The sequence below is a fragment of the Streptomyces sp. NPDC088157 genome (genome assembly GCF_044741545.1).
Taxonomy (GTDB): Bacteria; Actinomycetota; Actinomycetes; order Streptomycetales; family Streptomycetaceae; genus Streptomyces.
This window is the reverse complement of record NZ_JBIUSU010000003.1, coordinates 592,031-618,633: the sequence shown is the minus strand read 5'-3', so window position 1 is coordinate 618,633 and position 26,603 is coordinate 592,031. Positions and strand designations below refer to the sequence as shown.

The 26,603-nt window shown below is 71.8% G+C and carries 25 protein-coding genes; 11 read left to right on the top strand and 14 right to left on the bottom strand.

Translation table 11 applies throughout. From position 1 onward, the window contains the following. Window positions 1-54: 54 nt before the first annotated feature. Complete coding sequence (locus tag ACIPFH_RS13940) at window positions 55-969, top strand: SDR family oxidoreductase (protein WP_401826084.1); 915 nt, start codon at window positions 55-57, stop codon at window positions 967-969. Window positions 970-973: 4 nt separating this feature from the next. On the opposite strand, the gene ACIPFH_RS13935 is transcribed toward ACIPFH_RS13940, so the two are convergent. Next, window positions 974-1,510 carry a hypothetical protein gene (locus ACIPFH_RS13935; RefSeq protein ID WP_401826082.1) on the bottom strand — a complete coding sequence of 179 codons (537 nt, stop codon included), beginning with the start codon at window positions 1,508-1,510 and terminating at the stop codon, window positions 974-976. Window positions 1,511-1,611: 101 nt separating this feature from the next. Here ACIPFH_RS13935 and ACIPFH_RS13930 point away from each other — a divergent pair, with 101 nt between their 5' ends. Further along, window positions 1,612-2,892 carry an MFS transporter gene (locus tag ACIPFH_RS13930; protein ID WP_401826080.1) on the top strand — a complete coding sequence of 427 codons (1,281 nt, stop codon included), beginning with the start codon at window positions 1,612-1,614 and terminating at the stop codon, window positions 2,890-2,892. Here the strand turns inward: ACIPFH_RS13930 and ACIPFH_RS13925 are convergent. Further along, window positions 2,870-4,261, bottom strand: coding sequence for a pyridoxal phosphate-dependent decarboxylase family protein (locus tag ACIPFH_RS13925; RefSeq protein ID WP_401826078.1), 1,392 nt, complete (start codon window positions 4,259-4,261; stop codon window positions 2,870-2,872). The two genes, ACIPFH_RS13930 and ACIPFH_RS13925, sit on opposite strands and share 23 nt — an antisense overlap. Window positions 4,262-4,480: 219 nt before the next feature. On the opposite strand from ACIPFH_RS13925, the gene ACIPFH_RS13920 reads away from it, so the two are divergent. Next, window positions 4,481-5,176: a L,D-transpeptidase family protein gene (locus tag ACIPFH_RS13920; RefSeq protein WP_401826077.1), complete on the top strand. Its 696-nt coding sequence runs from the start codon at window positions 4,481-4,483 to the stop codon at window positions 5,174-5,176. Between the two features lie 47 nt (window positions 5,177-5,223). Here the strand turns inward: ACIPFH_RS13920 and ACIPFH_RS13915 are convergent, their stop codons facing one another. From ACIPFH_RS13915 to ACIPFH_RS13900, 4 genes are read right to left on the bottom strand one after another with little or no spacing between them, the layout of a single operon-like run. Further along, window positions 5,224-6,426, bottom strand: coding sequence for a Gfo/Idh/MocA family protein (locus ACIPFH_RS13915; protein ID WP_401826074.1), 1,203 nt, complete (start codon window positions 6,424-6,426; stop codon window positions 5,224-5,226). A 14-nt stretch (window positions 6,427-6,440) separates the two neighbouring features. Next, complete coding sequence (locus tag ACIPFH_RS13910; protein WP_401826071.1) at window positions 6,441-7,787, bottom strand: ABC transporter substrate-binding protein; 1,347 nt, start codon at window positions 7,785-7,787, stop codon at window positions 6,441-6,443. Between the two features lie 10 nt (window positions 7,788-7,797). Next, window positions 7,798-8,736, bottom strand: a complete 939-nt coding sequence (locus ACIPFH_RS13905; protein WP_401826069.1) for a carbohydrate ABC transporter permease — start codon at window positions 8,734-8,736, stop codon at window positions 7,798-7,800. Between the two features lie 15 nt (window positions 8,737-8,751). After that, a complete protein-coding gene (locus ACIPFH_RS13900; protein ID WP_356261207.1) occupies window positions 8,752-9,717 on the bottom strand; it encodes a sugar ABC transporter permease in 966 nt (321 codons plus the stop codon). Between the two features lie 166 nt (window positions 9,718-9,883). On the opposite strand from ACIPFH_RS13900, the gene ACIPFH_RS13895 reads away from it, so the two are divergent. The 4 genes from ACIPFH_RS13895 (at window position 9,884) to ACIPFH_RS13880 (ending at window position 11,737) form a co-directional block, all read left to right on the top strand. Further along, the gene (locus ACIPFH_RS13895) at window positions 9,884-11,044 is read left to right on the top strand and encodes an ROK family protein (RefSeq protein ID WP_401826066.1); all 1,161 of its coding nucleotides are present in this window, start codon (window positions 9,884-9,886) and stop codon (window positions 11,042-11,044) included. A 111-nt stretch (window positions 11,045-11,155) separates the two neighbouring features. Further along, a complete protein-coding gene (locus ACIPFH_RS13890) occupies window positions 11,156-11,326 on the top strand; it encodes a hypothetical protein (protein WP_356261201.1) in 171 nt (56 codons plus the stop codon). A gap of 60 nt (window positions 11,327-11,386) precedes the next feature. Further along, window positions 11,387-11,545: a hypothetical protein gene (locus ACIPFH_RS13885; RefSeq protein WP_401826064.1), complete on the top strand. Its 159-nt coding sequence runs from the start codon at window positions 11,387-11,389 to the stop codon at window positions 11,543-11,545. 27 nt (window positions 11,546-11,572) lie between these two features. After that, window positions 11,573-11,737: a hypothetical protein gene (locus tag ACIPFH_RS13880; protein WP_401826062.1), complete on the top strand. Its 165-nt coding sequence runs from the start codon at window positions 11,573-11,575 to the stop codon at window positions 11,735-11,737. Here ACIPFH_RS13880 and ACIPFH_RS13875 read toward each other — a convergent pair. Both ACIPFH_RS13875 and ACIPFH_RS13870 read right to left on the bottom strand, forming a co-directional pair. Continuing rightward, window positions 11,716-13,107 carry a S1 family peptidase gene (locus ACIPFH_RS13875; RefSeq protein ID WP_401826060.1) on the bottom strand — a complete coding sequence of 464 codons (1,392 nt, stop codon included), beginning with the start codon at window positions 13,105-13,107 and terminating at the stop codon, window positions 11,716-11,718. The two genes, ACIPFH_RS13880 and ACIPFH_RS13875, sit on opposite strands and share 22 nt — an antisense overlap. Before the next feature lie 268 nt (window positions 13,108-13,375). Further along, entirely contained in the window at window positions 13,376-14,410 is a 1,035-nt protein-coding gene (locus ACIPFH_RS13870; RefSeq protein WP_401826057.1) for a hypothetical protein, read from the bottom strand. Between the two features lie 25 nt (window positions 14,411-14,435). Between ACIPFH_RS13870 and ACIPFH_RS13865 the strand changes: the two genes are divergently transcribed. Both ACIPFH_RS13865 and ACIPFH_RS13860 read left to right on the top strand, forming a co-directional pair. Then, complete coding sequence (locus ACIPFH_RS13865) at window positions 14,436-15,614, top strand: MalY/PatB family protein (protein WP_401826056.1); 1,179 nt, start codon at window positions 14,436-14,438, stop codon at window positions 15,612-15,614. Between the two features lie 156 nt (window positions 15,615-15,770). Next, window positions 15,771-16,151: a PPOX class F420-dependent oxidoreductase gene (locus ACIPFH_RS13860; protein ID WP_401826054.1), complete on the top strand. Its 381-nt coding sequence runs from the start codon at window positions 15,771-15,773 to the stop codon at window positions 16,149-16,151. A 58-nt stretch (window positions 16,152-16,209) separates the two neighbouring features. On the opposite strand, the gene ACIPFH_RS13855 is transcribed toward ACIPFH_RS13860, so the two are convergent. From ACIPFH_RS13855 to ACIPFH_RS13840, 4 genes are all read right to left on the bottom strand, one after another. Further along, on the bottom strand, window positions 16,210-19,008 hold the full coding sequence (locus ACIPFH_RS13855) for a hypothetical protein (protein WP_401826052.1): 2,799 nt from the start codon (window positions 19,006-19,008) through the stop codon (window positions 16,210-16,212). 180 nt (window positions 19,009-19,188) lie between these two features. Further along, a complete protein-coding gene (locus tag ACIPFH_RS13850) occupies window positions 19,189-19,602 on the bottom strand; it encodes a zinc ribbon domain-containing protein (protein WP_359119507.1) in 414 nt (137 codons plus the stop codon). Window positions 19,603-19,774: 172 nt separating this feature from the next. Continuing rightward, a complete protein-coding gene (locus tag ACIPFH_RS13845) occupies window positions 19,775-20,509 on the bottom strand; it encodes a TetR family transcriptional regulator (protein WP_401826863.1) in 735 nt (244 codons plus the stop codon). Window positions 20,510-20,629: 120 nt separating this feature from the next. Further along, window positions 20,630-21,478: a bifunctional methylenetetrahydrofolate dehydrogenase/methenyltetrahydrofolate cyclohydrolase gene (locus ACIPFH_RS13840; RefSeq protein ID WP_356264141.1), complete on the bottom strand. Its 849-nt coding sequence runs from the start codon at window positions 21,476-21,478 to the stop codon at window positions 20,630-20,632. A 226-nt stretch (window positions 21,479-21,704) separates the two neighbouring features. Between ACIPFH_RS13840 and ACIPFH_RS13835 the strand changes: the two genes are divergently transcribed. Both ACIPFH_RS13835 and ACIPFH_RS13830 read left to right on the top strand, forming a co-directional pair. Then, window positions 21,705-22,568 (top strand): hypothetical protein, encoded by an 864-nt coding sequence (locus ACIPFH_RS13835; RefSeq protein WP_401826049.1) that lies wholly within the window; start codon window positions 21,705-21,707, stop codon window positions 22,566-22,568. 57 nt (window positions 22,569-22,625) lie between these two features. Continuing rightward, window positions 22,626-23,498, top strand: coding sequence for a peptidoglycan-binding protein (locus ACIPFH_RS13830; RefSeq protein ID WP_401826048.1), 873 nt, complete (start codon window positions 22,626-22,628; stop codon window positions 23,496-23,498). A gap of 218 nt (window positions 23,499-23,716) precedes the next feature. On the opposite strand, the gene ACIPFH_RS13825 is transcribed toward ACIPFH_RS13830, so the two are convergent. Further along, complete coding sequence (locus ACIPFH_RS13825; protein ID WP_401826046.1) at window positions 23,717-26,098, bottom strand: SpoIIE family protein phosphatase; 2,382 nt, start codon at window positions 26,096-26,098, stop codon at window positions 23,717-23,719. Between the two features lie 101 nt (window positions 26,099-26,199). Then, on the bottom strand, window positions 26,200-26,580 hold the full coding sequence (locus ACIPFH_RS13820; protein ID WP_327319963.1) for a hypothetical protein: 381 nt from the start codon (window positions 26,578-26,580) through the stop codon (window positions 26,200-26,202). Window positions 26,581-26,603 lie beyond the last annotated feature (23 nt).

The following is a 26,603-nucleotide window of genomic DNA, read 5'->3' as shown; positions in this document are numbered from 1 at the left end:
CCACGCCGTCGATCCTCGATGACGACACCGACGAACACACGCAGGAGGTCGGACATGTCCGGTCCGCTGGAAGGCAAGGTGGCCCTGGTCGCCGGGGCGACACGGGGCGCGGGACGCGGTATCGCCGTGGAACTGGGGGCGGCCGGCGCCACCGTCTACGTGACGGGACGCACCACCCGCGCCCGGCGCTCCGAGTACGACCGCCCCGAGACGATCGAGGACACCGCCGACCTGGTCACCGAGGCGGGCGGCCAAGGGATCGCCGTGCCCACCGACCACCTCGACCCGGCCCAGGTCCGCGCCCTCGTCGACCGCGTCGCGGACGAGCAGGGCCGTCTCGACGTCCTGGTCAACGACATCTGGGGCGCCGAGCACCTCTTCGAGTGGGACACCCCCGTCTGGGAGCACGACCTGGACAACGGGCTGCGCCTCCTCCGCCTCGCCGTCGAGACCCACGCGATCACCAGCCACCACGCCCTGCCGCTGCTGCTGCGCCGGCCCGGCGGACTGGTCGTCGAGATGACCGACGGCACCACCGAGTACAACCGCGATACCTACCGGGTGAACTTCTTCTACGATCTCGCCAAGACATCCGTCCTGCGCATGGCCTTCGCCCTCGGCCACGAGATCGGCCCGCGCGGCGCCACCGCCGTCGCGCTCACCCCCGGCTGGCTGCGGTCGGAGCTGATGCTCGAACAGTTCGGCGTACGCGAGGACAACTGGCGCGACGCCCTCGACCGCGTCCCCCACTTCGCCATCTCGGAGACGCCCCGTTACGTCGGCCGGGCGGTGGCCGCCCTGGCCGCCGACCCCGACGTGGCCCGCTTCAACGGGCGGTCCCTGTCCAGCGGTGGTCTGGCGCCGGTGTACGGCTTCACCGACCTCGACGGCAGCCGCCCGGACGCCTGGCGCTACATGGTCGAGGTGCAGGACCCGGGGAAGGCGGCGGACACCACCGGCTACCGGTGAGCACTCACGCCGGGGGCACGGGGGGCGTCGGCCAGCGCGCCGAGTGCCCCGGCGGCAGCTCCAGATCCTCGCGTACGGCCGTGTAGTAGCCCTCGCGGCCGGCGCGCTGCCGCTCCAGCAGCGCCTGCCAGGCCTGCGGGTCGTGCGTCCCGGCCCGCAGGAACCGCTCCATGTCCATCACCACGCCCACCCACACGCGGGCCCGCTCCACCGCGTCCCGGCTGCCCAGCATGATCAGCGCCTCCCCGGCCGGGTCCCGCCTGTCGGTGGCCCGGGCCAGCAGCGGCTCGGCCTCCCGCGGAGGCATCGGATGCGGATGCGGGTCGTTGCCGAGGTGCGCGGCGACCCGGTACGCCAGATTCACGGACGCCTTCAACGTCCGCGCGTACTCGGCGTACACCGACAGCCGACGCTCCTCCCAGCGGGCCGCCCGCTCGCGCCGGAACCGTGCCCGGTCACTGCGTACGACCGCGACATACGAGCCGAGGGCTCCGACGACGACCCCGAGAAGGGCGGGGAGTTGCTGCAGGAACGCGGTCATACCCGCACGGTCTCCGTCCTGTTGACGTGGTAGAGGCGCTTAACAGCCCTTGCAGATCTTTTCACTTGTCCTGCCGGGAGGACGTCGGGCAGCGTGCAACCGTGCACACCCCCTCACAGCCGACCGCCTCACCCTGGCGCGTCCGCGACTTCCGCGTCCTGTTCTCGGCCACCGCGCTGAGCCAGCTCGGCACGAACGTGAGCTACGTCGCCGTGCCTCTCGTCGCCGTGACCGCGCTCGACGCGAGCCCCGGACAGGTCGGTGCGCTGGCCACGCTGAGCACGGTCGCGTTCCTGTTCATCGGCCTGCCGGCCGGGGTCTGGGTGGACCGGATGCGGCACCGCCGCATCCTGATCCTCGCGGACCTGTCGCGGGCCGTGCTGTTCTCGTCCGTACCCGTCGCCTGGCAGGCCGACGCGCTCACCCTGGTCCACCTGTACGCGGTGGTCCTGCTCAACGGGTGCGCGACCGTGTTCTTCGACGTCGGCTCGCAGAGCGCGCTGCCCCATGTGGTCGGCCGCGCCGCCCTGGTGCGGGCCAACACGGCCGTCGTGAGCCTCCAGGCCGTGGGCGGCATCGCGGGACGCGGGGCGGGCGGCGGACTCGTCCAACTGCTCACCGCGCCCGTGGCCGTGCTCTGCGCGGCGGGCGCCTACCTCGTCTCCGCGCTCCGGCTCCTGGCACTCGGGCGGGGCGACGACGCGCCCCGCCCGGCACCCGGGGCCCGGCTGGGCGCCCAGATCGCGGAGGGCGTACGGCATGTCCTCGGCGACCGGGAACTGCGCGCGCTCGCGCTCACCGCCGCCCTCAGCAACTTCGGCTCGCAGATCGTCACCACCATGCTGCCGATCCTGTTCGTCCGCGAACTGCGCCTGTCGGCGGGCGCGTTGGGGCTGTTCTGGGCGGCGGGCGGGCTCGGTCTGCTGCTCGGCGCCTGGTGTGCCCGCCGGCTGGCCGGACGCCTCGGGCACGGCCGTGCGCTCGGCCTCACCGGAGCGGTCCTGGCACCCGCGGCGCTGCTCGTGCCCCTGATCGACCGGGGGCCCTGGCTGTGGATCGCCGGGGCGGCCTGGGTGCTGACCCTGCTCAAGACCGGCGTGGACAACGTCCTCGGCGTGAGCCTGCGTCAGCGGATGACCCCCGACGCCCTGCTGGGCCGTATGAACGCCACCTTCCGTTTCATCCTGACCGGGGCGCTGGCCGTGGGCGCCGCCGTCTCCGGCCTGATCGGCGAACTCGCCGGAGTACGGGTCACCCTGTGGGTGGGCGCCGTGCTGCTGTCGGCGAACTTCCTGCCCGTCTTCCTCTCGCCGGTCCGCACCCGCCGTGAACTCCCGCGGCAGCGGGGGGCGGTGCCGCTCAGCCCGAGAGTGCCGAAGTGAGCGCCCGAAGCACCCGCTCCCCGTCCGCCCGTGTCGTGCGCCAGTTGCTGAACGCGGCCCGCAGCGCCGGCACCCCGCCGTACACCGTCGGCGTCAGGAACGCCTCCCCGGACGCGGCCACGGCGTCGGCCAGCGCGCCGACTCGCGCCTGCGTCGGGTCGGCGGCGAGGGTGAAGCAGACGACGTTCAGCCGCACCGGGGCAAGCAACCGCAGCCCCTCCAGCGCGGCGACACCCTCGCCGAGCCGGACGGCGAGGTCCACGTTCCGCTCGACGATCTCGCGGTGCCCGGCCCGCCCGTAGGCCACCAGCGAGAACCACGCCGGCAGCGCGCGCAGCCGCCGGGAGTTCTCCGGAGTGAGATGGACGAAGTCGGGCTCGCCGGCGGGCAGCCCGAGGTACGGCGAGGCGTTGTGGAAGACCCGCACCTGGAGGTCACGGCGGCGGGTGAACTGGACGGCCGCGTCATAGGGCACGTTGAGCCACTTGTGCAGGTCCACACAGACCGAGTCGGCCGCGTCGAGCCCGTCGACGAGGTGCGCGTACGCGGGGGAGAGGGCGGCGAAACCGCCGAACGCCGCGTCCACGTGCAGCCAGAAGTCGTACCGCTCCTTCAGGGCCGCGATCGCCCGCAGATCGTCGAAGTCGACGGTGTTGACCGTGCCCGCGTTGGCCACGACGACCGCCGGCCGCCCGTCCAGCTCGGCCAGCGCCGACTCGAGCGCGACGACGTCGACGGCCTCCCGGCCGCCCGGCAGCACGGGCACCTGCCGCAGCCGGTCCCGGCCGATGCCCAGCACCGACAGCGCCTTGGCGACACTGGAGTGCGGGCTGCCCGAGAGCACCTCCACGGGTCCCAGCGCGGCCGCGCCCTCCCGGGACACGTCCACCCCCAGCCGTTCCCCCAGCCACTCACGGGCGACGGCGAGACCGACGGTGTTGGAAACGGTCGCGCCGGTCACGAACGCCCCGCTGTGCTCCTCGCCCAGCCCGAACAGGTCACGCGACCAGGCCACCGTCTCCCGCTCCAGCGCCGCCGCCCACGAGCCGCCCGCCCCGGAGACGTTCTGGTCGTACGCGCCGGTCAGCCAGTCTCCGGCGACCGACGCGGGCGTCGCCCCGCCCGTGACGAAGCCGAGGTAGCGCGGCCCGGCCGAGCCGGAGAAGCCCGGCGCCCAGTGCTCGGCGAACCGCGCGAGAGCGCCCTCGGCCCCGGAGCCCTCGTCGGGCAGGGCCGCCCGGTCGGGCGCCCGGTCGAGGCGGACCACCGGCCGCTCGGCCAGTCCGGTCACCTCACCGGCGGCGAAGTCACGGGCGGACTGCAGGAGCTCGGGAAGCCGGGAGAGATCGTCGGCGAGGATGCGATGCATAGGGGGAACTTAGGACGGGTGTACGGCTCGGCGCCCGATCCAATCGGGTGGAACTGGACCGGACGCCCGCGCGCACCATCCCTCCAGAACGGACAGAACAGACGTAACGGTCGGGAAGTTCACCGTTATGTCACAGCTCGGCTCGGCCTACAACCGAGACGCGGGGACAGCTGTCTAGGAGGAAGAGATCGCCACACTTGTGCCAGGGAGAGGGCAGCCATGGGGGACATACGCAGACGAGGGGCCGTCGTGCTGGGGCTCACCGGCCTCGTCGCGCCGTTGACGCTGGCGCTGGGCGCGGCACCGGCGCAGGCCGCGAGCTGTACGACGCAGGCCGGGCCGTACCAGAAGCAGGTGGAGAAGTTCCTCGGCCGGCCGGTCGACGGCAAGCAGTCGGCCACCGACTGCAAGGCGATCCGGGCCTTCCAGAACAAGCACGGCATCACCCCGAACATCGGCTACGCCGGGCCCGTCACCTGGGGCGTGATGGACCTCATGAACAAGCAGAAGGCGGTGGGCAACAAGCCCAACAAGGCCGGCACGTGCCCGACCAACAAGGGCCGCATCGCCTGCGTCAACCTCACCCTCCAGCTCAGCTGGATCCAGGACGGCAGCAGGCTGGTCTACGGGCCCGTCCCGGTCCGCACCGGCCGCAACGGGTACGAGACCCGCACCGGTCTGAAGAAGATCTACTGGCGCCACATCGACCACGTGTCGAGCATCTACAACGTGCCGATGCCCTACAGCCAGTTCTTCGACGGCGGCCAGGCCTTCCACTCGGTCGGTCTCAGCATGTGGAACCCGCCGGGCTCGCACGGCTGCGTCAACATGACCACGACGACGGCCAAGAAGTACTGGTCGCTGCTGAAGAACGGCGACGACGTCTTCGTGTACGGCCGCAAGCCGGGCACCTGAGCCGCTCGGGTCATCGAGGCGGCGCGGGCGCCCGGCTTCCCCGGGCGTCATGCCTCGGGTGCGTCCCCGAAGTCCGGTATCTCCAGCCTGGTCCCGCCCTGCCGTGCGGACTCGTGCGCGACGATGCCCGGCAGCGTGTAGCGGGCCGCGACCCAGGCGTTCACGGCCGGCAGCGTGCGGGTGCCGACCGCGGTCACGAAGTCGTCCACCAGGAAGTGGTGGCTGCCCTCGTGCCCGTTGTGCAGGTCGTCGAACTCCCGAGGCAGCCGCGCACGGTCGTGCACGGGCGCCGAACCCGAGGTGAAGGCGGCCCGCAGCTCGGGCGCGATGTGCTGGAGCGACGGGTCGTCGGGGGACAGGGTGGGCTTGGGTTCGAGCAGCTCGCTGATGTCCTTCACGCCGTTCTTGTCCTGCCACAGCGCCACCGTCGCGAGCTGTTCCATGCTCGCCTCGGTACCGAAGAAGCGGAACCGGGACTCGCGGATGTGGGACGGGTATCCCACCCGCCGGAACTCGTTGGTGCGGAACGAACCACCGCCCGCCACCTCGAACAGTGCGGTGGCGTTGGAGAAGTCGTTGCCGAACTGGCTGACCTCCTTGTCGAAGACACCGTCCCCCCGCCCGTCGACGACACCGATCGCCGACACGCTCACCGCGTGCGTCCGCCAGGCGCCCAGCACGCCGCCCACCGAGTGCGTCGGGTACAGCAGCGGGGGATAGCTGGCGGTCGCCTTCCAGTTATCGCCGCCGCTGTACTGGTAGGCCTCGTAGAAGCCCAGGTCCATGTCGTGGACGTAGTCGCCCTCCGCGTAGAAGAGCCGCCCGAAGGCGCCCTCCGCGATCTGGTTGCGGGCGTGCACGGTAGCCGGGTTGTACTGGCTGGTCTCGCCCATCATGTACGTCAGCCCCGTCGACCTGACGGCGTCGATGATCGCCGCGATCTCCTCCGTGGTGATCGCCATGGGGACGGCGGAGTACACGTGCTTGCCGGCCTCGAGGCCCTGGAGAACCAGCGGGCCGTGCGTCCAGCGCTGGGTGAAGACGGCGACCGCGTCGACCGCCTCCGACTCCAGCATCGCCTCGTACGAGGGGAACGTGCCCGTCAGGCCCACCTCGGCGGCGAGCCGCTCGGCACGTTCGGGCAGCAGATCGGTGACGTAGACGTCACCGACGCCGGGGTGGGCGAGGAACAGCTTGGCGAACTGGCCCGAGAACTGTCCGGCACCGACGATGCCGAGGGAGAACGTCATGGGTGGCGTGCCCTTCACTGGTCGAGAATCAGGTTGATCTGGCTGTTGGTCCGGTCCAGGCTGCTCACGGGCTTGCCGTTGCCGAAGATGTCCTGCATGGCCGGGTGCATCAGCGCGTACACGTCGGCCGCGTAGTTGGTGATCGGGTAGGAGAAGGTCGCGAAGTTCTTCTTGTCGGCGACCGGTCGGGTGAACGCGCTGACGTCGATGCCCTTCTTCCGGTACGCGGCCACCGCGGCCTTCGTGCCGTCGGGCGTCGCCGGGAAGACGATCCCGTAACCGCCCACCGTCTTCTGGCACTCGTTCGACGCCAGGTACGCGACCCACTTCTTCGCGCCCGCCTTGTTCGGGGCGTTCTTGGTGACCGAGTCGGCCAGTCCGTTCATCATCGTGGCCCGCTCGCCGGTCGGGCCGGCCGGCGTGACGGCGGTGTCGATGTCCATGCCCTTGAAACCGTCGTACGAGGAGATCATCCACGCGCCGTCGAAGGAGGCGGCCGCCTTGCCCGCGGCCACCTGGGTGTTGGCCTGGTTGGACTGGGAGTTGTAATCGGTGAAGGGCACCATGTAGCCCTTCTTCGCCAGCCCGAAGTACCACTTGACGACCGACTGGAAGGTCCCGCTGTCGTACTGGTACTTCGTGCCCCATCGCTTCTGGTCCGTGTAGGTCCAGCCCGCGGAGGCGGTGAAGGTGCTCCACTGGGTCTGGCCGTCGCCGTCCCCGCCGCCGTTGGTGGCGAGGCCGTACACCTTGACGTGGTTCTTGTCGAAGCCCGGCTCGTCGCCCCGCCTGCCCTTGCTGTCGACGGTGAGGTGGGCGATGGCCTTCTCGAAGGTGCCGCCGTCCTTCGGGTTCCAGGACAGGCCGCCCAGTTGCTCGGGGGTGAGGCCCGCGTCCTTCGCCATCTTCCGGTTGTAGAAGAGGGCGACGGTGTCCCAGTCCTTCGGGGCGCCGTAGCGGTGGCCGTCCTGGCCCATCCAGTTGGCGCCGAGCCCCGACTGGTAGGCGGCGTCGTCGACGCCCAGGTCGTCGAGCGGTTCCAGCACCTTCAGGTCGGCGAACTGGCCGAACTTCTGGATGTGGTCGGTGAACACGTCCGGCTCGGTGCCCGCGATGAAGCTCGCGGTCAGCTTGGTCCAGTAGTCGTCCCAGCCCAACTGGGTGATCTTCACCCGCAGCCCGGGGTTCTGCTCCTCGAAGTCCTTCGCGCACGCCTCGTAGGCGGGCTGCTGGTTGGCGTCCCACAGCCAGTACGTCACCGTGTGCGCCGACGAGCCGGCGCCGCCCTGGGCGCAACCGCTCACCAGGGACAGCCCGAGCACCCCGGCCAGTGCGGTGACCGTACGCATCCGTATCCGCATGTCCGTCCCCTTACTTGATGCCGGTGAAGCTGATGGAGCTGACGATGCGGCGCGCGAAGAACCCGAAGAGCACGAGCATGGGCAGGGCCGCGATGAGCGTGGCCGCCATCAGGCCCGACCAGTCGGTGCCGGTCTGCGGGGTCTGCGCCCGGAAGATGGCCAGGGCCACGGTGAGCACGCGCGAGCCGTCGCCGTAGGAGACCATCAGCGGCCAGAAGTAGTCGTTCCAGGAGGTGATGTACGTCAGCACGGCCAGGGTCAGGACCGGCGTGGACGCCATCGGCAGCAGCACCCGGAAGAAGATCCGCACCTTCCCGGCGCCGTCGAGCAGCGCCGCTTCCTCGACCTCCCTCGGTATGTTCATGAAGAACTGGCGCAGGAAGAACACCGCGAACGGCGTCATGAACATCGTCGGCAGGGCGATCCCCAGCAGGGAGTCCACCAGGCCGAGTTCCTTGATGAGCACGAAGTTCGGCAGCAGGGTGAAGATGGTCGGCACCATCAGACCGGCGAGGAACAGGGCGAACACCTTGTCCCGGCCGCGCCAGCGCAGCCGGGCGAAGGCGTACGCGGCCATGGCGGAGAAGAAGATCTGGCAGACGGTGACGAGGGTGGAGACGATGACCGAATTGAGCAGATACCGCCAGAACTTCAGTCCGCCGCCCGCGCCGCCCTGCGCGATCGCCTCCTTGGTCGACTGGAGGCCGAGCGCCCGCTCGAAGCCGCCCGAGGTCAGACCGACCGGCAGCGGATCGCCGGGGCTCGCGGCGAGTCCGGAGTTGGTGGACAGCGCGGTGCGCAGGATCCAGTAGAACGGCAGCAGGGTGATGAGCATGATCACGGCCAGCACCGCCCAGGCCACGATCCGCCCGGGGGTGGGCCGGCGCCTGAGGGGTCGTACGTGTGTCGCCCGGGTCGCCCCGGTCGTCGGGGTGGTCACAGCAGCCATGTCGACTCCTCCCGTTCAGCCGAGGTCGGTCTGACCGGCTCGGGTGAGCCGGTACTGGACGAAGGTGATCGCGCTGAGCACGACGAGCAGGGCCACCGACATCGCGGAGGCGTAGCCGAACTGGAAGCGGGCGAAGGCGGCGCCGTAGATGTAGTACTGGAGCACGTTGGTGGCGTCCGCCGGGCCGCCCCTGGTCGTCACGGCGACCGTGTCGAAGACCTGGAACGAACCGATCACGGTCATGATCAGCACGACCGCCAGGACCGGACGCAGCAGCGGCATCGTGATCCGCCAGAACATCCGCCACTCGCTCGCGCCGTCCACCTTCGCGGCCTCGTACATGTCGTTCGGAATGGCCTGGAGGCCTGCGAACAGCAGCAGCGCGGTGTAGCCGACGTGCCGCCACACGTTGATCAGGGCGATCGTGGGAATCGCCCAGGTCTCGTCCGCCAGGAACGGGATGCGGTCGAAGCCCAGCGCCGCGATGATCTCGTTGCCGATCCCGAGCTGGGTGTCCAGGATCCACAGCCAGACGATGCCCGCGACCACGTTCGACATCAGATACGGCGTGAGCACGATCCCGCGCAGCACCGCCGACTGCGTCAGCCGCTGGAGCAGGACGGCGATCGCCAGCGCCGAGACCGTCTGCACCCCGATGTTGATGACCACGTACGCGACCGTGACCTCGAGGGAGTTCCAGAAGATCGGGTCGTGCACCATGCGCACGTAGTTGTCGAGGCCCACCCACTCGGCCGGCGTGAGCAGGTTGAAGCGGGTGAAGCTCAGATAGATGCCCCGCAGCGTCGGCCAGAGCAGGAAGACCACGAATCCCAGCAGGGCCGGCGCGATGAACACCGCGGCGAGCCGCCCGTCACCCCGGCTCTCGCCCGCCGTCGGCCGGTCCGTCCTCGGCTTGGTCGCAGCCCCCTCGGCGCTGCCCAGTGGCAGCGGTGACGGAGGACTGCTGGAGGCGATGGTCATCGGGAGACTCCCTCGTCTGCGGTGGCTCGCTCTCGGCCACTTACTTTTGAGCCGAAAGAATCCAACGTCAAGGGGTTGGCGAACATCTTTTCCAGCGGGCCGAGTGGCTCATATAGTGACCTGGATACTTTCAAGGCAAAAGAAACCGTGTGGGAGTCTGACCCTCATGACCACAGGTACCGCCAGCTGGCTACCGCTGAGCCCGGGGGAGCGCTCGGTCGCGATCGAGGTGCTCGTCCACGGCCCGCTCTCGCGCTCCGACCTCGCGCGGCGGCTCAACCTCTCCGCGGGCAGCCTCACCCGGCTGACCAAACCCCTGATCGAGTCGGGACTGCTGGTCGAGGTGCCCGACGGGGGCATCGCGGTGGAGACCCGGCAGGGGCGCCCCTCGCAGCCCCTCGACGTGGTGGCGCAGTCCCGCTCCTTCATCGGCTTCAAGATCACCGCTGACAAGGTGTACGGAGTCGTCACCACGTTGCGCAGCGAGATCGTGGCCCGTCACGACCGCCCGCTCACCACGCACGACCCCGAGGAGGTCGTCGGCCTGCTGGGCGAGATGACCGACGAACTGGCCCGCGCCCATCCGGGTCTCGCCGGGATCGGCATCGGGGTGGGCGGCCGCGTCGAGGACCGTACGACGGTCGGGGAGTCACCCTTCCTGGGGTGGCGCGACATTCCGCTGGCCGCGCTGGTCGAGGAGCGCACGGGACTGCCCGTGGTCCTCGAGAACGACGTCGCCGCCCTGGTGGAGGCCGAGACGTGGTTCGGCGCGGGACGCGGCCTCGACCGCTTCGTCGTCCTCACCATCGGTGCCGGCTTCGGCTACGGCCTGGTCCTCTCCGGCCGGCGGGTGCCCTGCGTGGAGGAGGACGGCGGCTTCGGCCGGCACTGGATCATCGACCCCAGCGGTCCGCTCACTCCCGAGGGGGAACGCGGCAGCGCCGTCTCGCTGCTGACCATCCCCAACATCCGCTACCAGGTCCAGGCCGCCACCGGCCGGGAGCACACGTACGAGGAGATCCTCGCCCAGGCCGCCGCCGGGGAACCCATGCCCGCCCGCGTCATCGACGAGGCGGCCCGCGCGCTGGGCACGCTGGTCGCGCAGATCGCCAACGCCGTCATGCCGCAGAAGGTGCTGCTCGCCGGTGAGGGGGTCGGGCTGATGGACGTCGGCGGGGCGACGGTGGAGGCGACCATCCGGGCCCACCGGCATCCGCTCGCCCTGCCGGTGGCGCTGGAGACCAAGGTGTCGGACTTCCACGACTGGGCGCGCGGCGCCGCGGTGCTGGCCATCCAGGTGCTGGTCCTGGGATCGGCGGAGAGCTGAACTGTGCTGTGGGGCTTGACAGATGGACGTGATCAGTAACACGTCCGTTATGTCCCTTTCGTTCGTGATGACTCACGCGGTCTTCACTTCCGACGCCGTAAGCTTCACGCCATGTCCACCACTGTTGAATCCCTCTCCGAGCGATCGGCCGCGGAGGTCAACGAGGAGATCCGGGCCCTGTGGCGCCGGTCGGGCGGGACACTGAGTGTCGAGCAGCGCGAGGAGTACCAGCGGCTCGTCCTGGAGTGGGCCGCCGCTCCCTCCTCCGTCGAAGCGGCCTGACCCTCACCCGACCGCGGGGCCCTGACGCATCGGCGCCCCGCGCCGGGGCACCCCTGGCGCATGGGTGATCTTCCCGCACCGGCCCCGGCCGTCCTCTACCGCCTCGTCGACTTCGGCGACCGCGTCCTCCCCCGTCGGACCGGCTTCGTGACCGTCACCCTGCCCGGCCGGATCGGCGGCCTGGTGCTCGCCGTGGCGGCCGCGCCGCCCCCGGCGTGAACCCTTGCCCGTCGTGAGCTCCTGGTCGTGGCGGTCGTCGTCGCCTCGCTCCACCCCGCCCTGCCCGTGCTCCTCGGCCCGGCCCTGCCGCACGAGCGGCTCAGCGGTCGGCAGGCGCCGGGGCCGGCCGGCGCGGCGACGGCCACCGTGCTGCCGGCGCTCGGCCGAGGTCACCCCCATGTCGCCGAGTAGTACCGCTGGTAGGCCTTGCGGTCCTGTTCGGCGCGGAAGTACCGGGTCGCCACGAGGGCGACCATGCTGCCCGCGATGACCAGCAGACCGGGGCCGATGTTCCTGGGATCGGTGAGCTTGGACGCGAGGGTCTCGCTGACGCCGGTACCTGTCACGGGAGTCGTCGTGCCCGGCGAGACCGAGCCCGGGGAGAGCCCCGCCTGGGTGGAGGAGGCGGACGGCGCGGGATCGGCGGACGACGTGTTCGCGCCGGAGTTGTCGGAGGGCGCGGCCACGATCAGCTGCACGCCCAGCTGGGCCAGCGCCTTCGTCACCGGCTGGAAGAACGTCGTACCGCCCGTGGTGCAGTCGCCGCTGCCGCCCGAGGTGATGCCGAGGGCGATGCCGTCGGAGAACATCGGGCCGCCGCTGTCGCCGGGCTCGGCGCACACCGTCGTCTCGATGAGCCCGCTGACCGTGCCCTCCGGATAGTTCACCGTCGCGTCGAGACCGGTGACCTCGCCGTCGCGCAGCCCGCTGGTGCTGCCGCTGCGGAACACCTTCTGGCCGACGGCCGCGTCGCCCGTGCCCGTGATCCGCACCCCGTTGCCGTTGCCGATGGCCACCACGTCGGCTCCGGCGCCGGCCTTGCCGCTCGCGTACTGCACCAGGGAGAAGTCGCCGCCCGGGAAGTTGGAGTTGACCGTCTGGCCCACCTGCTGCTTGGCCTGGTTGTCGGCGAACCAGGTGGACCCGGTGGGCCCGCAGTGCCCGGCGGTGAGGATGAAGTCGTTCGATCCGTTGGTCACGTTGAAGCCGGCCGAACAGCGTCCGCCGGTGGACAGGATCGGCTGGGCGCCGTTGACCCGCGTGGTGAACGTGCCGGTGGTGCGCTCCATGCGCACGAAGCTGCCGATCCCGGTGGCCGTCCGCGTCAGCTGCGACCAGTCGCCGGCCGACACGGTGCTGTCGGCCTGCACGACGATCTGGTTCGACCGGTAGTCCATCACCCACGCGGTACCGGGCACCCTGGGCGCCGAACGCAGTGTGGTCGTGGCCGACTTCAGCTCGTTCATGCTGTGCGGAACGACCTTCGCCTGGGCGCCCGCCTGCCGGACGGCGTCGGCCGTCTCCTCGTCGGTGACGGCGACGACCGGGCGCCCGTCGGAACCGAGCCAGGTGCCCGCCGTCCGCGAGGTGCCGAACTTCTTGACGAGGGCCGCCCCCGGATTCGTGACGACGGACTCCGCCGCGCTGCGCGGCCCCGCGGCCGTGCCGGGCGGCTCGCTCGCCATGGCGGCCTGCGTGACCATGGCCCCTCCGATGAGGAGCCCGCCGACGGCCGCCAGCCGCGTCACTCGCCGGACGGTCCGTCGTCGTACATGCCTCATGTCATGGCTCCCGAAAACCCCGAACGCACGGCCTCAACACCGCGGAGCACTCCGGTCGTTGAGTGCCCTCACCTCCATACGTGCGCGGGCACTCCAGCGTTCAGTCCGGGGGTGATCACCTCAGGTTCTGCGTGCCACCCCGCTGAACATCGCGACCTCCTCCGGTTCGGCCCCGTCCCCGGCGTCCTCCGGGCGCCGGCGTGAGCACGGAGCGCGTCGACGTTGCGCAGGTCCTCGTCGAGATGGTCGGTGCGGCCCTCAGGCGTATCTAAGCGGGGGAGTTGAGCTGCGCGGGGCATCCGTCCGTTTCCGTCGCGGGTCCCAGCCGCGCCCAGCTCCGCTCGTCGCCCCAGACGGCCGCCGGGCCGGTGTAGGGGCGCAGCAGCGCGGTGAGAGCCGGGTCACCACGGCCGTTGAGTTCGTCGGAGGCGATCCGGCGGGCGATGCCCGCCAGGAAGTCGGCGAGCTGCACCCGGGCGTCGAGCCGCGAGACGACGAGCCGGAACCCGGCGAGGCGGATGCCCCGCACCCGGGCCGCGCCCTCGATCCAGGCGATCCGCTCCGGGGTGAGCATGTTCTGCCGGTCGTGCGCGAGCCGGACCGGACGTCCGCCGTCGCTCCAGTGGGCGGCCGTGTGCAGGATCGACGGCAGCAGCGGATTGAGGACCGGGGTCAGGACGAACGGACCGTCCTGAATCGCGGCCCGGTAGGAGAGCGCGCGCTGCCGTTCCCGTGCCAGCCGGGAGAGCGTCCTGGCCGCCGCTGTTTCCGGATATCCCCGCCGCAGTTCCTCGAGCGTGCGGAAGAAGTGCTCGACGGGCGCATCGGGTTCGCCGTAGTGGCGCACCCACAGCAGTTGGTTGGCCGCTTCCAGGAATCTCCTCCACTCCACCTCGGTGAAGGTGCGCCGCCCCTGCCGAAAGAGCGAGACGGCCGCCCCGGCGTCGCCGAGCAGCAGGTCGACGGCCCGGTCCACGACGAAGAAGGCCTTCTCGACGAGGTGCACATGGGCGTGCCCGTACAGCGGGCCCGATGTCGAGAGCAGCCATTCCAGCACCGCCCGGTGTTTCTCCCGGAGCAGGTGGTTCGCCTTGTACTCCTCGGCGGGCGAACGGATCCGGTTCCGTATCTCCTGTACGTGGCCGGCGGCGGACTCGGCCGACAGCAGCACACTCGCGTGGGCGAACACGTCCGTGTTGCCGCCGGTGAGGTTCTCACCGTCCGACCCCGACTCGTCGCAGGCGATCTCCGGGATTGCGCCGGCGTCCGCCGCGGCTGTCCCGTCCACACGATCCCAGGTCACACCACGACCCCCTATCTTGTGCCCCATGACCAGCATCCCGCACGAGACGCATGGTGAACCAAACCCTTTACGGGCCCTCACCCTCGACCGGCTCCGATGTCGTACGAGCATGAAGTGGCGTACCTACCCGGCCGACGTGCTTCCGTTGTGGGTCGCGGAGATGGACGTGGCCCTCGCCGAGCCGGTCGTCCGCGCGGTGACGAAGGCTCTGGCGCTCGGCGACACCGGCTATCCGGCGGGCCCGGCCTACGCCGAGGCGCTGGGCGTGTTCGCCGCCGAGCGGTGGGGGTGGGACGGGCTCGCGGTCGAGCGGACGGCGATCGTGCCCGATGTGATGCTGGGCGTCGTCGAGATGCTGAAGCTGGTGACGGGGCCCGGTGATCCGGTCGTCGTCAACCCGCCCGTGTACCCGCCGTTCTTCCCGTTCGTCGAGCACATGGACCGGCGGGTCGCCGAAGCGCCCCTCGGTACGGACGGCCGGCTCGACCTCGCCGTTCTGGAGGACGCGTACCGGCGTGCCGTCGCCGGCGGTGGGCGCGCCGCGCATCTGCTGTGCAGCCCGCACAACCCGACCGGCACCGTGCACACGGCCCGGGAACTGGCCGCCGTGGCCGGACTCGCCCGGCGGTACGGCGTCCGGGTGGTCGTCGACGAGATCCACGCGCCGCTCACCGCTGCGGGGGTCGACTTCGTGCCCTATCTCGCCGTCCCCGGCGCGGAGAACGGCCTGTCGCTGATGTCGGCCTCCAAGGGGTGGAACCTGGCCGGGCTCAAGGCGGCCCTGGCCGTCGCGGGCCCCGAGGCGGCGGCCGACCTGGCCCTGCTGCCCGAGGAGGTGGGTCACGGACCGAGCCACGTCGGCGTGCTCGCGCACACCGCCGCCCTGCGCGAGGGCACCGGGTGGCTGGACTCCCTGCTGGCCGGCCTCGACGACAACCGGCGCCTGCTCGCCGCGCTCCTGGCGGAGCACCTGCCCGGAGTCGCACACCTGCCGGCGCAGGCCACCTACCTCGCCTGGCTCGACTGCCGGGCGCTGGGCCTCGGGGCCGATCCGGCCGCGGTCTTCCTGGAGCGCGGGCGGGTCGCCCTCAGCTCCGGGCTCGCCTTCGGCACGGGCGGGGCCGGGCACGTCCGGCTGAACCTGGCCACCTCGCCGGAGATCCTCACCGAAGGCGTACGACGGATGGCGGCCGCCGTTCGCTGAGCCGCCGGGTCGCCTGTCGGCCGAACCGCCGCCACCTCGACTCGGGGGTGCGGCGGCGCGGCGGCGCGACGACACCGGGTACGGGCGGCGGGTCCGGCCGGACCACGACCCGAGGCTGCCCGGGTCGTGACGTGAGCCGCTGCCTAGACTGCGGACATGGATGAGAAGGCGATCGACCGGCTGGGCGCGGGGAAGTACCTGCTGATCACCAGCTATCGCAAGAACGGGACCGGGGTCCCCACCCCCGTGTGGGTGGTGCGCGACGGGGACGCGCTCGGGGTCTGGTCGGTCGCCGACGCCTGGAAGGTGAAGCGGATCCGGGCCCGTGGCGACGTGCTCGTGGGGCCCTGTGACGTACGTGGCAGGCCGACCGGCGAGCAGGTCCCGGCCACCGCCGAGATCTGCGACGCGCAGACCACCGCCCGCTACCGCACCCTGCTCGCCCGCAAGTACGGCGTCCTGGGCCGCCTCACCCTGCTCGGCAGCAGGCTGCGCCGGGGCGTGGACGGGACCGTCGGGATCCGCGTCACGCTGTGAGCGGCGAAAGGGGCCCGGACCGCACGGTCCGGACCCCCTTTCGGGCAGCGCGTGCGGGCTACGGCCCGTCCACGACCGTCCCCGTCAGCACCGGACGGTCGGGCAGGGGCTCGGCCTCTTCGTCGGTCAGCGCCAGACGCATCGACTCGGCCGGCTCGGCCACCTGGTCCTTCACCGTGGGTACGGTGAAGTCGACGGTGGTGCTCCCGGCCGGGATGTTCATCCAGACCCACAGGTTCGCCTCCGACAGCGGACGCTCCGGGTCGGGTTTGTCACCGGAGTAGTCCAGCAGCCACTGCGGGTCCACGTCCTTGGTGGACAACTCGGCGCCCTCGGTGACCGGGAGCACCCGGACCGGCTGCCAGAAGTTCACGTCGGCGGTCTCGGAGAGGGTGATCCGCCAGCTCAGCGACTCGCCCTCGGACACCCGGTCGTTGACCGGCGTCAGGGTCACCTTCGGCGCCGGGTCGTCGTTCTCCACCGTGACCCCGCCCCGGTAGGAGCCGACGACCGCGCCGCGCACGGCCTTCACGAGGAGGTCCCGCGTCACGTCGTAGCCGAAGCGGGTGTCGCCCTCCACCTCGAGCGGCACGTCGATCGGGGTGCTGCCGGGCCTGACCGAGACCACCTTCTCCGTGGCGTCGCCGGTCTCGGGGTCGACGACGTAGAAGCGGACCTGGCCGCTGCCGCGGCCGGACACCTGGACCGGGACGTGGTAGGTGCGGGTGCCGGAGTCGCCCTCCTTGGCCGTGATCCGGCCGATGTCGACGCGCGGCAACGCCGCCGCCCCGACCGCCGGCGTGCCCGGGGCCCAGCCCCAGGCGTCCATGAACCAGGCCTGCCCGGACCCCGAACGAGGAGTCAGCTCAACGGACTTGACGTGCCTCAGGTCGAGCCCGGCGCGGGTGGCGGCGGTGAGCGGGACACGCAGCTCGCGGGCCCAGTAGGAGGCGGTGCGGTCGGAGCCCGGCAGCCCGTCGACCGAGACCCGGCCGAGCCGGGCGCGGTGGCCGGCCGAGTCGGTGACGGACACGTCCAGCCGGGTGCCGGTGGTGTTCGGCGGCACGAAGACGCGCAGCGCCAGGCTCTTGGCGCCGGAGAGGGAGACAGGGGCGCGGGAGCTGATCTTCGTCGGTGTACCCGGCGCCGACCACTTCAGCGCGACCGCGCTCTTGCCGGAGTCCTTCTCCAGATCCCACCAGCCGAAGTGCGGGGACCTCCCGGTGGCGTCCGCGCCCAGACAGGCCCTGGCCGGGTCGGGGTCCGCCCAGCACACCCGGCCGCCGGTCACCTCGACCCCGCCGTCGGGTACGAAGCCGCCCGTGCGGCGGGCGCCGACCGCGTGCGTCAGGACGCGGGCCGGGTCCGCGGAGGGCGCGCGCCTGCCGGTGCCGTCGAGCAGCGGGCGCACCCGGTCGTCACCGGCGACGAACAGCCGCGCCGCGGCGGCGATGTAGGTGGCGCCGGCCCGGTGCTGCTGGTCGGCGGTCAGCCGGGTGGGAGCGCCGGTGGAGCAGACCGGGTCGGGCTGCTGCGCGTCCGGGTCCTCCCAGAAGTCGTCGAAGGAGGGCGCCACGGCCTTGCCCGGCGTCCACTCGGTGTTGAAGAAGTTGTGGTTGGCGCCGACCATGTAGACGGCGCTGTGCAGGGCGGTGCCCTTGCTGATGCCGCGGGTCCCGTCGAGGTAGGTCTCGCCCTCGAGATCGGCGACATCGCCGTCGCAGCCGGGCAGGATGGTCGCGGACGGGACGTCCGCGACCGGATTCTGGCCGAAGATGGTCGGTCCGACGAGGACGGTTCCGCGGATTTTCCAGCGGACCGGGCCCCGGTAGCCGTCCTGCACGGCGGGCGGCGGGTACAGGCTGTCCAGGGCGGCTCGGTTGACGCCCTCGCCGCCGCGCGAGTGGCCGACGAGGAGTACGCGGGAGAGGTCGGCCTTCGTCGCGTCGGGCACCCCCGCCGGGGCCTTGCCCGGGTGGGTGGCCCAGTCGGCCCACTGGGCGAGGTGCCGGCGCACCAGCGAGGAGCGCGCCTGCGCACCGCCGTCCTCGGCCTGGCCGTCCTGGCCGTTGATGCCGTTCGCCGAGATCGACACCGTGACATAGCCCTGCGAGGCGAGCAGCCGCTGGTCCTCGAGGTAGCCCTGGTAGCTGGGGATCGACTTCATACCTGCCGGGCAGGGCCAGGAGATGTCGAAGTCGTCGCTGCCCGGCTGGTAGCAGGTGGTGTGCCGGCCGTGCAGGAACAGCGCGAGCGGCCGCTTGCCGGTCGCCCCCTTCGGCGCCACCACGACGGCCTTCATCTCGACCGGCTGGGCGAAGCCCGGCAACTTCACCGGGGCGAGGTCGTACTCGCCGCTGACCGTGCGGTACGCGCCCGGCCTGCCCGGGTCGACGGAGTTGGCCGGCGCCGGCGCCGGCGCCTGGGCCGGGGGCTGCTCGGCGGTGAGTGAACGCCGTTCGCCCGCGCCGGAGTTGCCGGCGGAGTCGGTGGACGCGTCCAGTCGGCGTCCGCTCGCCAGTACCCGCAGGTCCTTCAGGGGCGTGTCGCCGGCCTCGTCGAGGGAGAGCCGGAACGTGCGGCCGTCCCTCTCCGTCCTCGGTACGCCGAGCAGTCGGTCGCCCGCGTGGAACTCCACGCGGGCGTCGCCGAGAGGCACGGGTGCGGGTGAGCGCCACACCAGCTCACGTGCGGTGCCCTCGCCGCTGACCTGCCACCCCTGCGGCAGCCCGCTGTCGGCGGTCGTGGTCAACGGCCTTGTCTCGGACGGTTGTCGGGCTTGTGCCAGTCCTGGTGTTCCCGCCAGGGCCGCGAGCGCGGCCACGGCGGTGACACCTATTCGCCGGGCACGGATCAAGGTCCACTCCTCAACACTCGGAGCGCGGGCGCCCCGTCCGTACCGGGAGCCCCTCGCGCCCCGAAGGAAGCGAAAGAACCTCTGTGGGTTGCGTGTGACCGGGAACGCGGGCGGCGGAGCGCAAGGATCCGGACACCGGGGATCCGTCGGCGGCCCGGCTTCGGCCCGATCCGCGCAGTGCTAGTGCCAGGCCCGGTACGGCTCGTCGAGGAGCTGGAAGACGGGCTCGCCCCGCACCGGGTCCTTGACCGTGGACAGCCGGACGCGGTCGCCGCTGTGGATGCCGATGAGCGGGCCCATGACCCGGCCGCGTACGACGAACCCCTCGGCCATCTCGACCAGGGACACATTGCGCGCGGCGGGGGTGTTGCGGTTCACCACCGTGGCGTGGCGGACCGTGCCGGTGCCTTCGCTGCGCTCCGTGCGCAGGTCGCTGCCCTGACACACCGGGCACAGGAGCCGGTGGTACATGGCCGTGCCGCACCAGGTGCAGCGCTGGAAGAGGATCGTGTCGCCGTCGGTCTTCGCGCGGTCGAGGACGCCCGTCGCGGAGCCGGCGGCCTGCTGAACGGCGTTTCCTGAGTAGTGGTACACGCGGGTCAACTCCCTGCACTCGGCCGGAATCCACGTGCTCGGCTCACCCGTGCACGCACGTGCCCGGTCGCCGTGCCACCGTGCACGGCCACAGCGTATGGCACTCAGTGCCACTCGTAAAGGCACTGCGTACCCGCAATCTTCGGGGGTTTCGAGGAGGTCCCGAGGAGGTTCAGTCCCCTCCGGGGGTCGTTCCATCCCGTCCGAGGGTCGTCTCGATCTCCTGCACCACCCGCCACAGCGGCGCGCCGCGCCGGGAGACCACCACGACGACGTCCTCCGCGCGCTCGTCGGCGGGAGACGCGGGGAACGCCCGGAACGCGGGGCGGGCCGCGGGCGCGGGGTCGGCCCCGGCCGCGCCGAACGCCGACCGCACGTACCCCAGCGCGTGGTCCACGGTCGCGCTCGCGTCGCTCTGTCCGTCCGAACGCAGCCAGGAGCGCAGCGCGTTGTTGTGGGCGGCGACCACCGCGGCCGCGATCACGTCGGCGTGCAGGTTGCCGTCGGGCCGGCCGGTGAAACGGCCCCGGAGGTACTCGGCGAGGGCACGCTCGTAGCGCCAGACGACCGACAGCTCGTAGGCGCGCAGCCCGGGCACCTGCTTGGTCAGCCGGTAGCGCTGCACGGAGAAGGAGGGGTTCTCGGCGTACATCGACAGCACGAGCCGGGCGGCGTCACAGACGCGTCCCACCGGCTCGTGCGCCTCGTCGCTCGCGGCGAGGAAGGCCGTCATGTCGGCCACGCACCGCTCGTGGTCGGGGAAGACCACGTCCTCCTTGGAGGGGAAGTAGCGGAAGAAGGACCGCCGGCCGACGCCCGCGAGGGCCACGATGTCGTCGATCGTGGTCTGCTCGTAGCCCCGCTCGAGGAACAGCCGGAAGGCCGCCGCGACCAGGGCGTCGCGCATGGGCGGTTTGACCTCCGCCTTGTGAGTGGCGCTCATGGACGCGAACGTAACACCCGAGCGGCACTGATGGCACTCAGTTCCCTCCTGTCAGGGAACTGAGTGCCCGGCACGGGGGCCGTGTCACATCCGCTCGGCCGCCTCGACCACGTTGGTCAGCAGCATCGCCCGCGTCATCGGGCCGACCCCGCCGATCGGCGGCGCGAAGGACCCGGCGACGTCGCTCACGTCGGGGTGGACGTCGCCGAGGATGCCCTCGACCGTGCGCGTCAGGCCGACGGACAGCACCGTCGCACCCGGCTTGATCCAGTCGGGCCTGACGAGGTGGGCCACTCCGGCCGCGGCCACCACCACGTCCGCCTCCCGGGCGTGCGCGGCCGTGTCCTGGGTGGCCTCGTGGCACAGGGTCACCGTGGCGTGCTCGGTGCTGCGGGTCAGCATCATGCCCAGTGGCCTGCCCACGGTGATACCGCAGCCGATCACGCAGAACTGCTGGCCCGTGATCTCCACGTGGTTGCGCCGCAGCAGGTCGATGATGCCGCGCGGGGTGCAGGGCAGCGGGCCCGGGATGCCCAGCACCAGGCGGCCCAGGTTCGTCGGGTGGAGGCCGTCGGCGTCCTTGACCGGGTCGATCAGCTCCAGCACGGCATGCGTGTCGATGTGCGCGGGCAGCGGGAGCTGCACGATGAACCCGGTGCAGGCCGGATCGGCGTTCAGCCGCAGCACGGCGGCCTCCACGTCGGCCTGGGAGGCGTCGGCGGGCAGCTCCACGCGGATCGAGGCGATGCCGACCTGGGCGCAGTCGCGGTGCTTGCCGCCCACGTAGGAACGGCTGCCCGCGTCGTCGCCGACGAGGATCGTGCCCAGCCCCGGACTGATGCCGCGCTCCTTCAACGCCTGGACTCGGAGGGCGAGTTCGCTCTTGATGTCGGCCGCGGCGGCCTTGCCGTCGAGCAGAGTTGCGGTGGTCACAGGAGTCGACGAGCCCTTCGGGAGGAAAACGGCGGTCCTGTAATCGTACGACCCGCCCACCCGCTACCCACCAGGAGTCCCACAGCCACCGGGGGCTCCGCCGCCCACCGGGAGTCCCGCCGCCCACCGGGTGGCCCGCCGACCGTGGTCCTCCCGCTCCGGACTCGCCGCCCATCGCCTGGCGTAGCCTTTCCGCACCGCCGATCGACGATCACCAGGAGACCGCATGTCCGCCGCCCGCCCCCGTCTGCTCTATGTCACCGACCTGGCGTATCAGGCGCGCGGGCGGCGCTACTGCGACGAGGACGTCTTCCTCACCTCCCGGCTGCGGGCGGACTTCGACCTGGCCCTGTGCCATCCGCTGGACGCGGCCGCGCTGATGCACTCCTTCGACGGCGTCGTCGTCCGCAACAGTGGCCCGGTCCTGGGATACCGAAAGGAGTACGAGGCCTTCCGGGAAGGCGCGCTCCTGGACGGCGTTCGTGTCTACAACCCGCTGACCGGCCGCGCCGACATGGCCGGCAAGCAGTACCTCCTCGACCTGAGCGCCGCGGGCCACCCCGTGATCCCCACCGTCGACCGCCCCGAGGATCTGCACCGACTGCCCGACACCGACCGGTATGTCGTCAAGCCCAAGCTCGGCGCCGATTCCATAGGCCTGCGGATTCTCCCGCCCGACGGGCTCCCCGCTCTGGCCGACGGCTCGGTCCTGGTCCAGCCGTGCGTCGACTTCGCCTACGAGGTCTCCTTCGTCTACGTCGACCACGACTTCCAGTACGCGCTCTACGCACCCGATCCCGACCGTCGCTGGGAGCTTCGGCCCTACCGGCCCACCGTGCGGGACCTGGAGTTCGCCCGGCGCTTCGTCGACTGGAACGGCCTCGCGCACGGCATCCAGCGCGTCGACGCCTGCCGGGCTCCCGACGGCGAACTGCTGCTGGTCGAACTGGAGGACCTCAACCCGTATCTGTCCCTGGACGCCCTCGACGAGGCCGGACGGGACGCCTTCGTCACCGCGACGACCCGCTCCCTGCACCGCTTCCTCGCCAGCCCCATGACCAGTGGACTCAGGTCGAAAAACGCTCACTGAACCCGGCCGCCCGCGCGCCCGTATCTCTCCTGGGGGAACCACGGGAGGGAGACGAGCGTGCCGACACCGGACGAATCCGGACAGCCGCACGAACGCCCGGTGCTGGAACCCATCCGGGTCCTGCGACCGCGCAACACCGATGCCCTGGCGGAGCTGTTCCGCGAGATGGCCGAACTGACCCAGGACGCCGACGCCACCGACGCCACCGACGCCTACGAGGCGATTTCCCTGCCGCCAGGGCCGGCCGCGGGCGAGGCGGAGACGGAGGAACTCCCGCCACTGGCGCCGTCCACGGCGACCACGGCGACGCCTCGCGGCGGCCGGGACTGGGCGAGCGAACCGGGCGGCCCCCGATCCGCGCCCGGCAGGGCCAGTGGCAGTGACCCTGTCAAGGCCACGCCCAAGGCCACGCCCAAGGCCAAGGCCACGGACAGGGACAGAGGTGCGGCTCGGGGGCGGAGCGGATCCGGGGTCCCAGCGGCGACGGGCCGCGCGCGGGCACATGACCGCTCCGACTCCGGTGCGGCCCTGCGCCGCGGCGCCATCACGGTCGGCGTGTGCGCCGCAGCCCTCGTCGGCTTCGCCTGTGCGCTCCTGCTGCCGGGACGGGGCGGCGAGGCCGTCGCACAGACACCCCCACCGTCGGCCGCCCCCGCCCCGACCGCCACCGACACCGCGTCCGCCGACCCCGACGGAGCCGGCACCCTGCGGGAAGGAGACAGCGGCTCCGAGGTGACCGAACTGCAGAAGCGCCTGCTGCGCATCCCGAACGTGTACGACAACGGCCCCACCGACGGCCGTTACGGCACCGTTCTCACCGAGGCCGTGGCGCGGTTCCAGCTCTGGTACGGCATCCGCGGCGACGAGTCGGGCGTCTACGGCGACGACACCCGCCGCGATCTGGAGTCCCGTACCACCACGGACAGTTGACCGGGTGACGCACCCGAGACAGGCCGAGGTGGCGGCTTGTCGCGGGTCGCCAGGGACGGCGTGTCGGCGCCGGACCGTCACCTCGACGCGCCGAGCCGAAAGCCGTCCGCATGAACGTCTCCCGCATCCCGGGTCCGGTGCTGCCCGTGGTCTTCCCGCCGGCCGTCGTCGTCGGGGCGCTGTGGTACTGGCGGCACCGCGACGACTGAGCCGGTCGCCTACCGCTCGGTGTCCGTCGGCACCCGGATGTCGAGCACGCACACGTCGTCGCGCCCCTCGGGTTGGAGCATGGCGCCGAGCAGCCCTTCCAGCGGGGCCTGTTCGGCCGTGACGCGGTGGGCGGCGGCCCGGGCAAGCCGTTCCAGGCCCCGGTCGATGCTCTCCGTGGGCCGTTCGACCAGGCCGTCGGTGTAGAGCATGAGCCGGTCGCCTGGCTCCAGGCGGCACTCCGCCGCCTCGTAGCTCGGGGTGTCGCTCGCGCCGAGCAGCATTCCGAAGGGGCGCTCCAGGTAGTGCGCCTTGCCGTCCCGCACCAGCAGGGGCGGCGGGTGGCCGGCCTGCGCCCACTCCAGTCGCCGTTCGCGCGGGCTGTAGCGGGCCAGCACCATGGTCGCCGAGCCGTGCGGGTCGCGGGAGTGCAGCAGGAGTGCGTTGAGGCGGCTGAGTGCCCCGGTCAGCGACGAGCCCGTGATGACCATGCCCTTGGCGGTGAACCGCAGCAGGGCCATCGAGGCCACCGCCCCCATGCCGTGCCCCGCCACGTCACCCACCACGAACAGGGCGTCGCCGTCGGGCAGTTCGATGGCGCTGAACCAGTCGCCGCCGACGCTGAGGCCGGACTGCGCGGGCAGGTAGGCGATGTCCACGCGCAGCCCGGCCAGCTCGGCGGGCTGCTTCGGCAGGGGCAGCAGCGCGTCCTGCAACCGGGCGGCCACCAGGCGCTCGGCCTCGAGTGCTCCGTGCTGGGTGAGCATGGCCCGCTCGCTCGCGACGAGGGCGAGTTCGGCGCTGCGCTGCGCGGTGAGGTCCTGCACGAATCCGTGCACCTCGACGGGCGTGCCGTGCGGGTCCGTCACCGCCTCGCAGACCACCCGCAGATGCCGGATGCCGTCCCGGGTGACGATCCGGAAGGGCACGTCGCACGCCTGTCCGTGCCGCACCAGTTCCCCGACGGCCCGGGCCAGCGTCGGCACGTCCTCGGGCAGCGCGAGCCGGGGCAGCCCGGGCAGCGGGACGACGCCCCACGCGGGATCGCGGTCCAGGATGGTGAAGACCTGGGAGGACCAGTTGCCCTCGCCCGTGTCCAGGTTCCAGGTGGCCCAGCCGAGGTTGCCGAGCCGCTGCACGTCGGCCAGCCGCTGTTCCTGCCGGTCGGAAGGGTCGTGGCGGACCCAGCTGACGACCAGCCCGTCGTCCAGCGGCGCCACCCGCGCCGAGTAGGTGGCCAGCTCGCTCACCCCGGAGACCATCTGCTGCCGGGCGAACGGCTCGCTCTCGTACGACGTCTCGCCGGCCAGCACCTCCAGGCACCCGTCCCACAAGGGATCGTGGTGGACTTCGGGCCAGCACTCCAGGAAGCGCAGGCCGACCAGCTCGCGCCCACTGCGGCCCACGGCGTCGGACGTCACGCTGGTCGCGGCATCGATGCGGAAGTCCTCGACGTGCCCCGACGCGGAGCGCAGCGGGGCGAGGAGCACCGCGGCGACGGGCAGCCGGTCGAGCACCGTCTGGACGGCGTCCCCGGCGCCGCCGACGGCCGGGCCCGGGCGGGTGCCCAACATGCGCAGGGGGCCGGCGCACAACTGGGCGGCGGCCAACAGGTGTTCCCGCACCTGGGGCGGGAAGACGCCCTCGCGCCGGCGCAGGATCCCGATCACGACGTCGGCCGACTCGCCGGTCGCCACCGGCAGCCAGGCCCGTGACGGCCAGCGCTCGGGCGGGTCGCCGATCAGCTGGTACCGCTTGCCGTCCTCGCGGAGGTCCTCCAGCCAGCGCGGCCGCCCGGCGGCGAGGGCGTCCAGTGCGGCGACCCCGCTGACCGGCGGCACCCGGCTCCACTGATCGGCCAGCGCCTCCCCGATGCCGACGTGCCCGGTGAGTTCCAGCCCACCGCCGGGCAGCCGCGTGAAGATCATCACGGCGTCGGCGCCCACGTCCGGGGCGAGCCGGTCCAACAGGCACCGGGCGAGATCGTGCGGGGTGCCGACCCGGACGAGGGCCCGGCTCAGGCGGCCGAGGGCGGCGGCGTCGATCTCGTCGGGGGCCGACGCAGGCGCGGTCCGACGTGCGGGTGTCTCGGCCGGAGCCGGCTCCGAAGCGGCGTGGGGCTGCGCGGAGAGGGAGCCGAGGTTGATCCAGCACTCCTCGAGCAGCGTCCGCTGCCCGGCCTCGGCCCGTCGCTGCAACTCCTCGAGCGCGTCTTCCGGGGAACAGCCGGACCGCGCCATCACCGCGCCCTTGGCGCGCTCCAGCACGGCCGAGGTGGCGACCAGATCCTGCAGCCGGTCCATCTCCGCACGCTGACGTGCCACGACCCGGGTCAGTGCCGCCAGGTCGGGCGCGCCGGCTGACTCCGCGGGCAGGGCGGGTTCACTACTCACGTCTCGAGCATGGCACACCGGAATGACTTCGTTCGGGGTCTTGCGGCAACGCTCCCGCCAGCGACGATGCCCGTCCGGAGACCGGGAACGGATTGTCCCGTTCAGCGTCCCGAGTTCTGCTCCACCAGAGCCTGGGTGACCGCGCGGACGCTGCGCGCGATGTGCTGCAACTGCATGACCTCGGCCGCGTACATCTTGATCGTGTGCTCGATGACCGACTCGGGCAGTCCGAGCCGGGGAAGATCGGCGCGGGCGGTCTGGAGGGCGGTGCGGGCCACCCGGACCTCGTTCTGGACCTGGATCTGCGCATGGCGGGCGAGCAGTACCGGGTGGCGCAGCAGTGCCGGGTAGCTCGCGTAACGCGCGGGCACCAGCTCGCGCAGCCACTTGGCGGCCGAGCGCTCCCAGTCGTAGCTGCCGGGAGTCTTGACCTGGCACGGCCAGTCCGAGCTGATGCGCGTCGTCGTCAGGGTCATGATCATCGCTTCCGGTGTGTGGCGTCGTG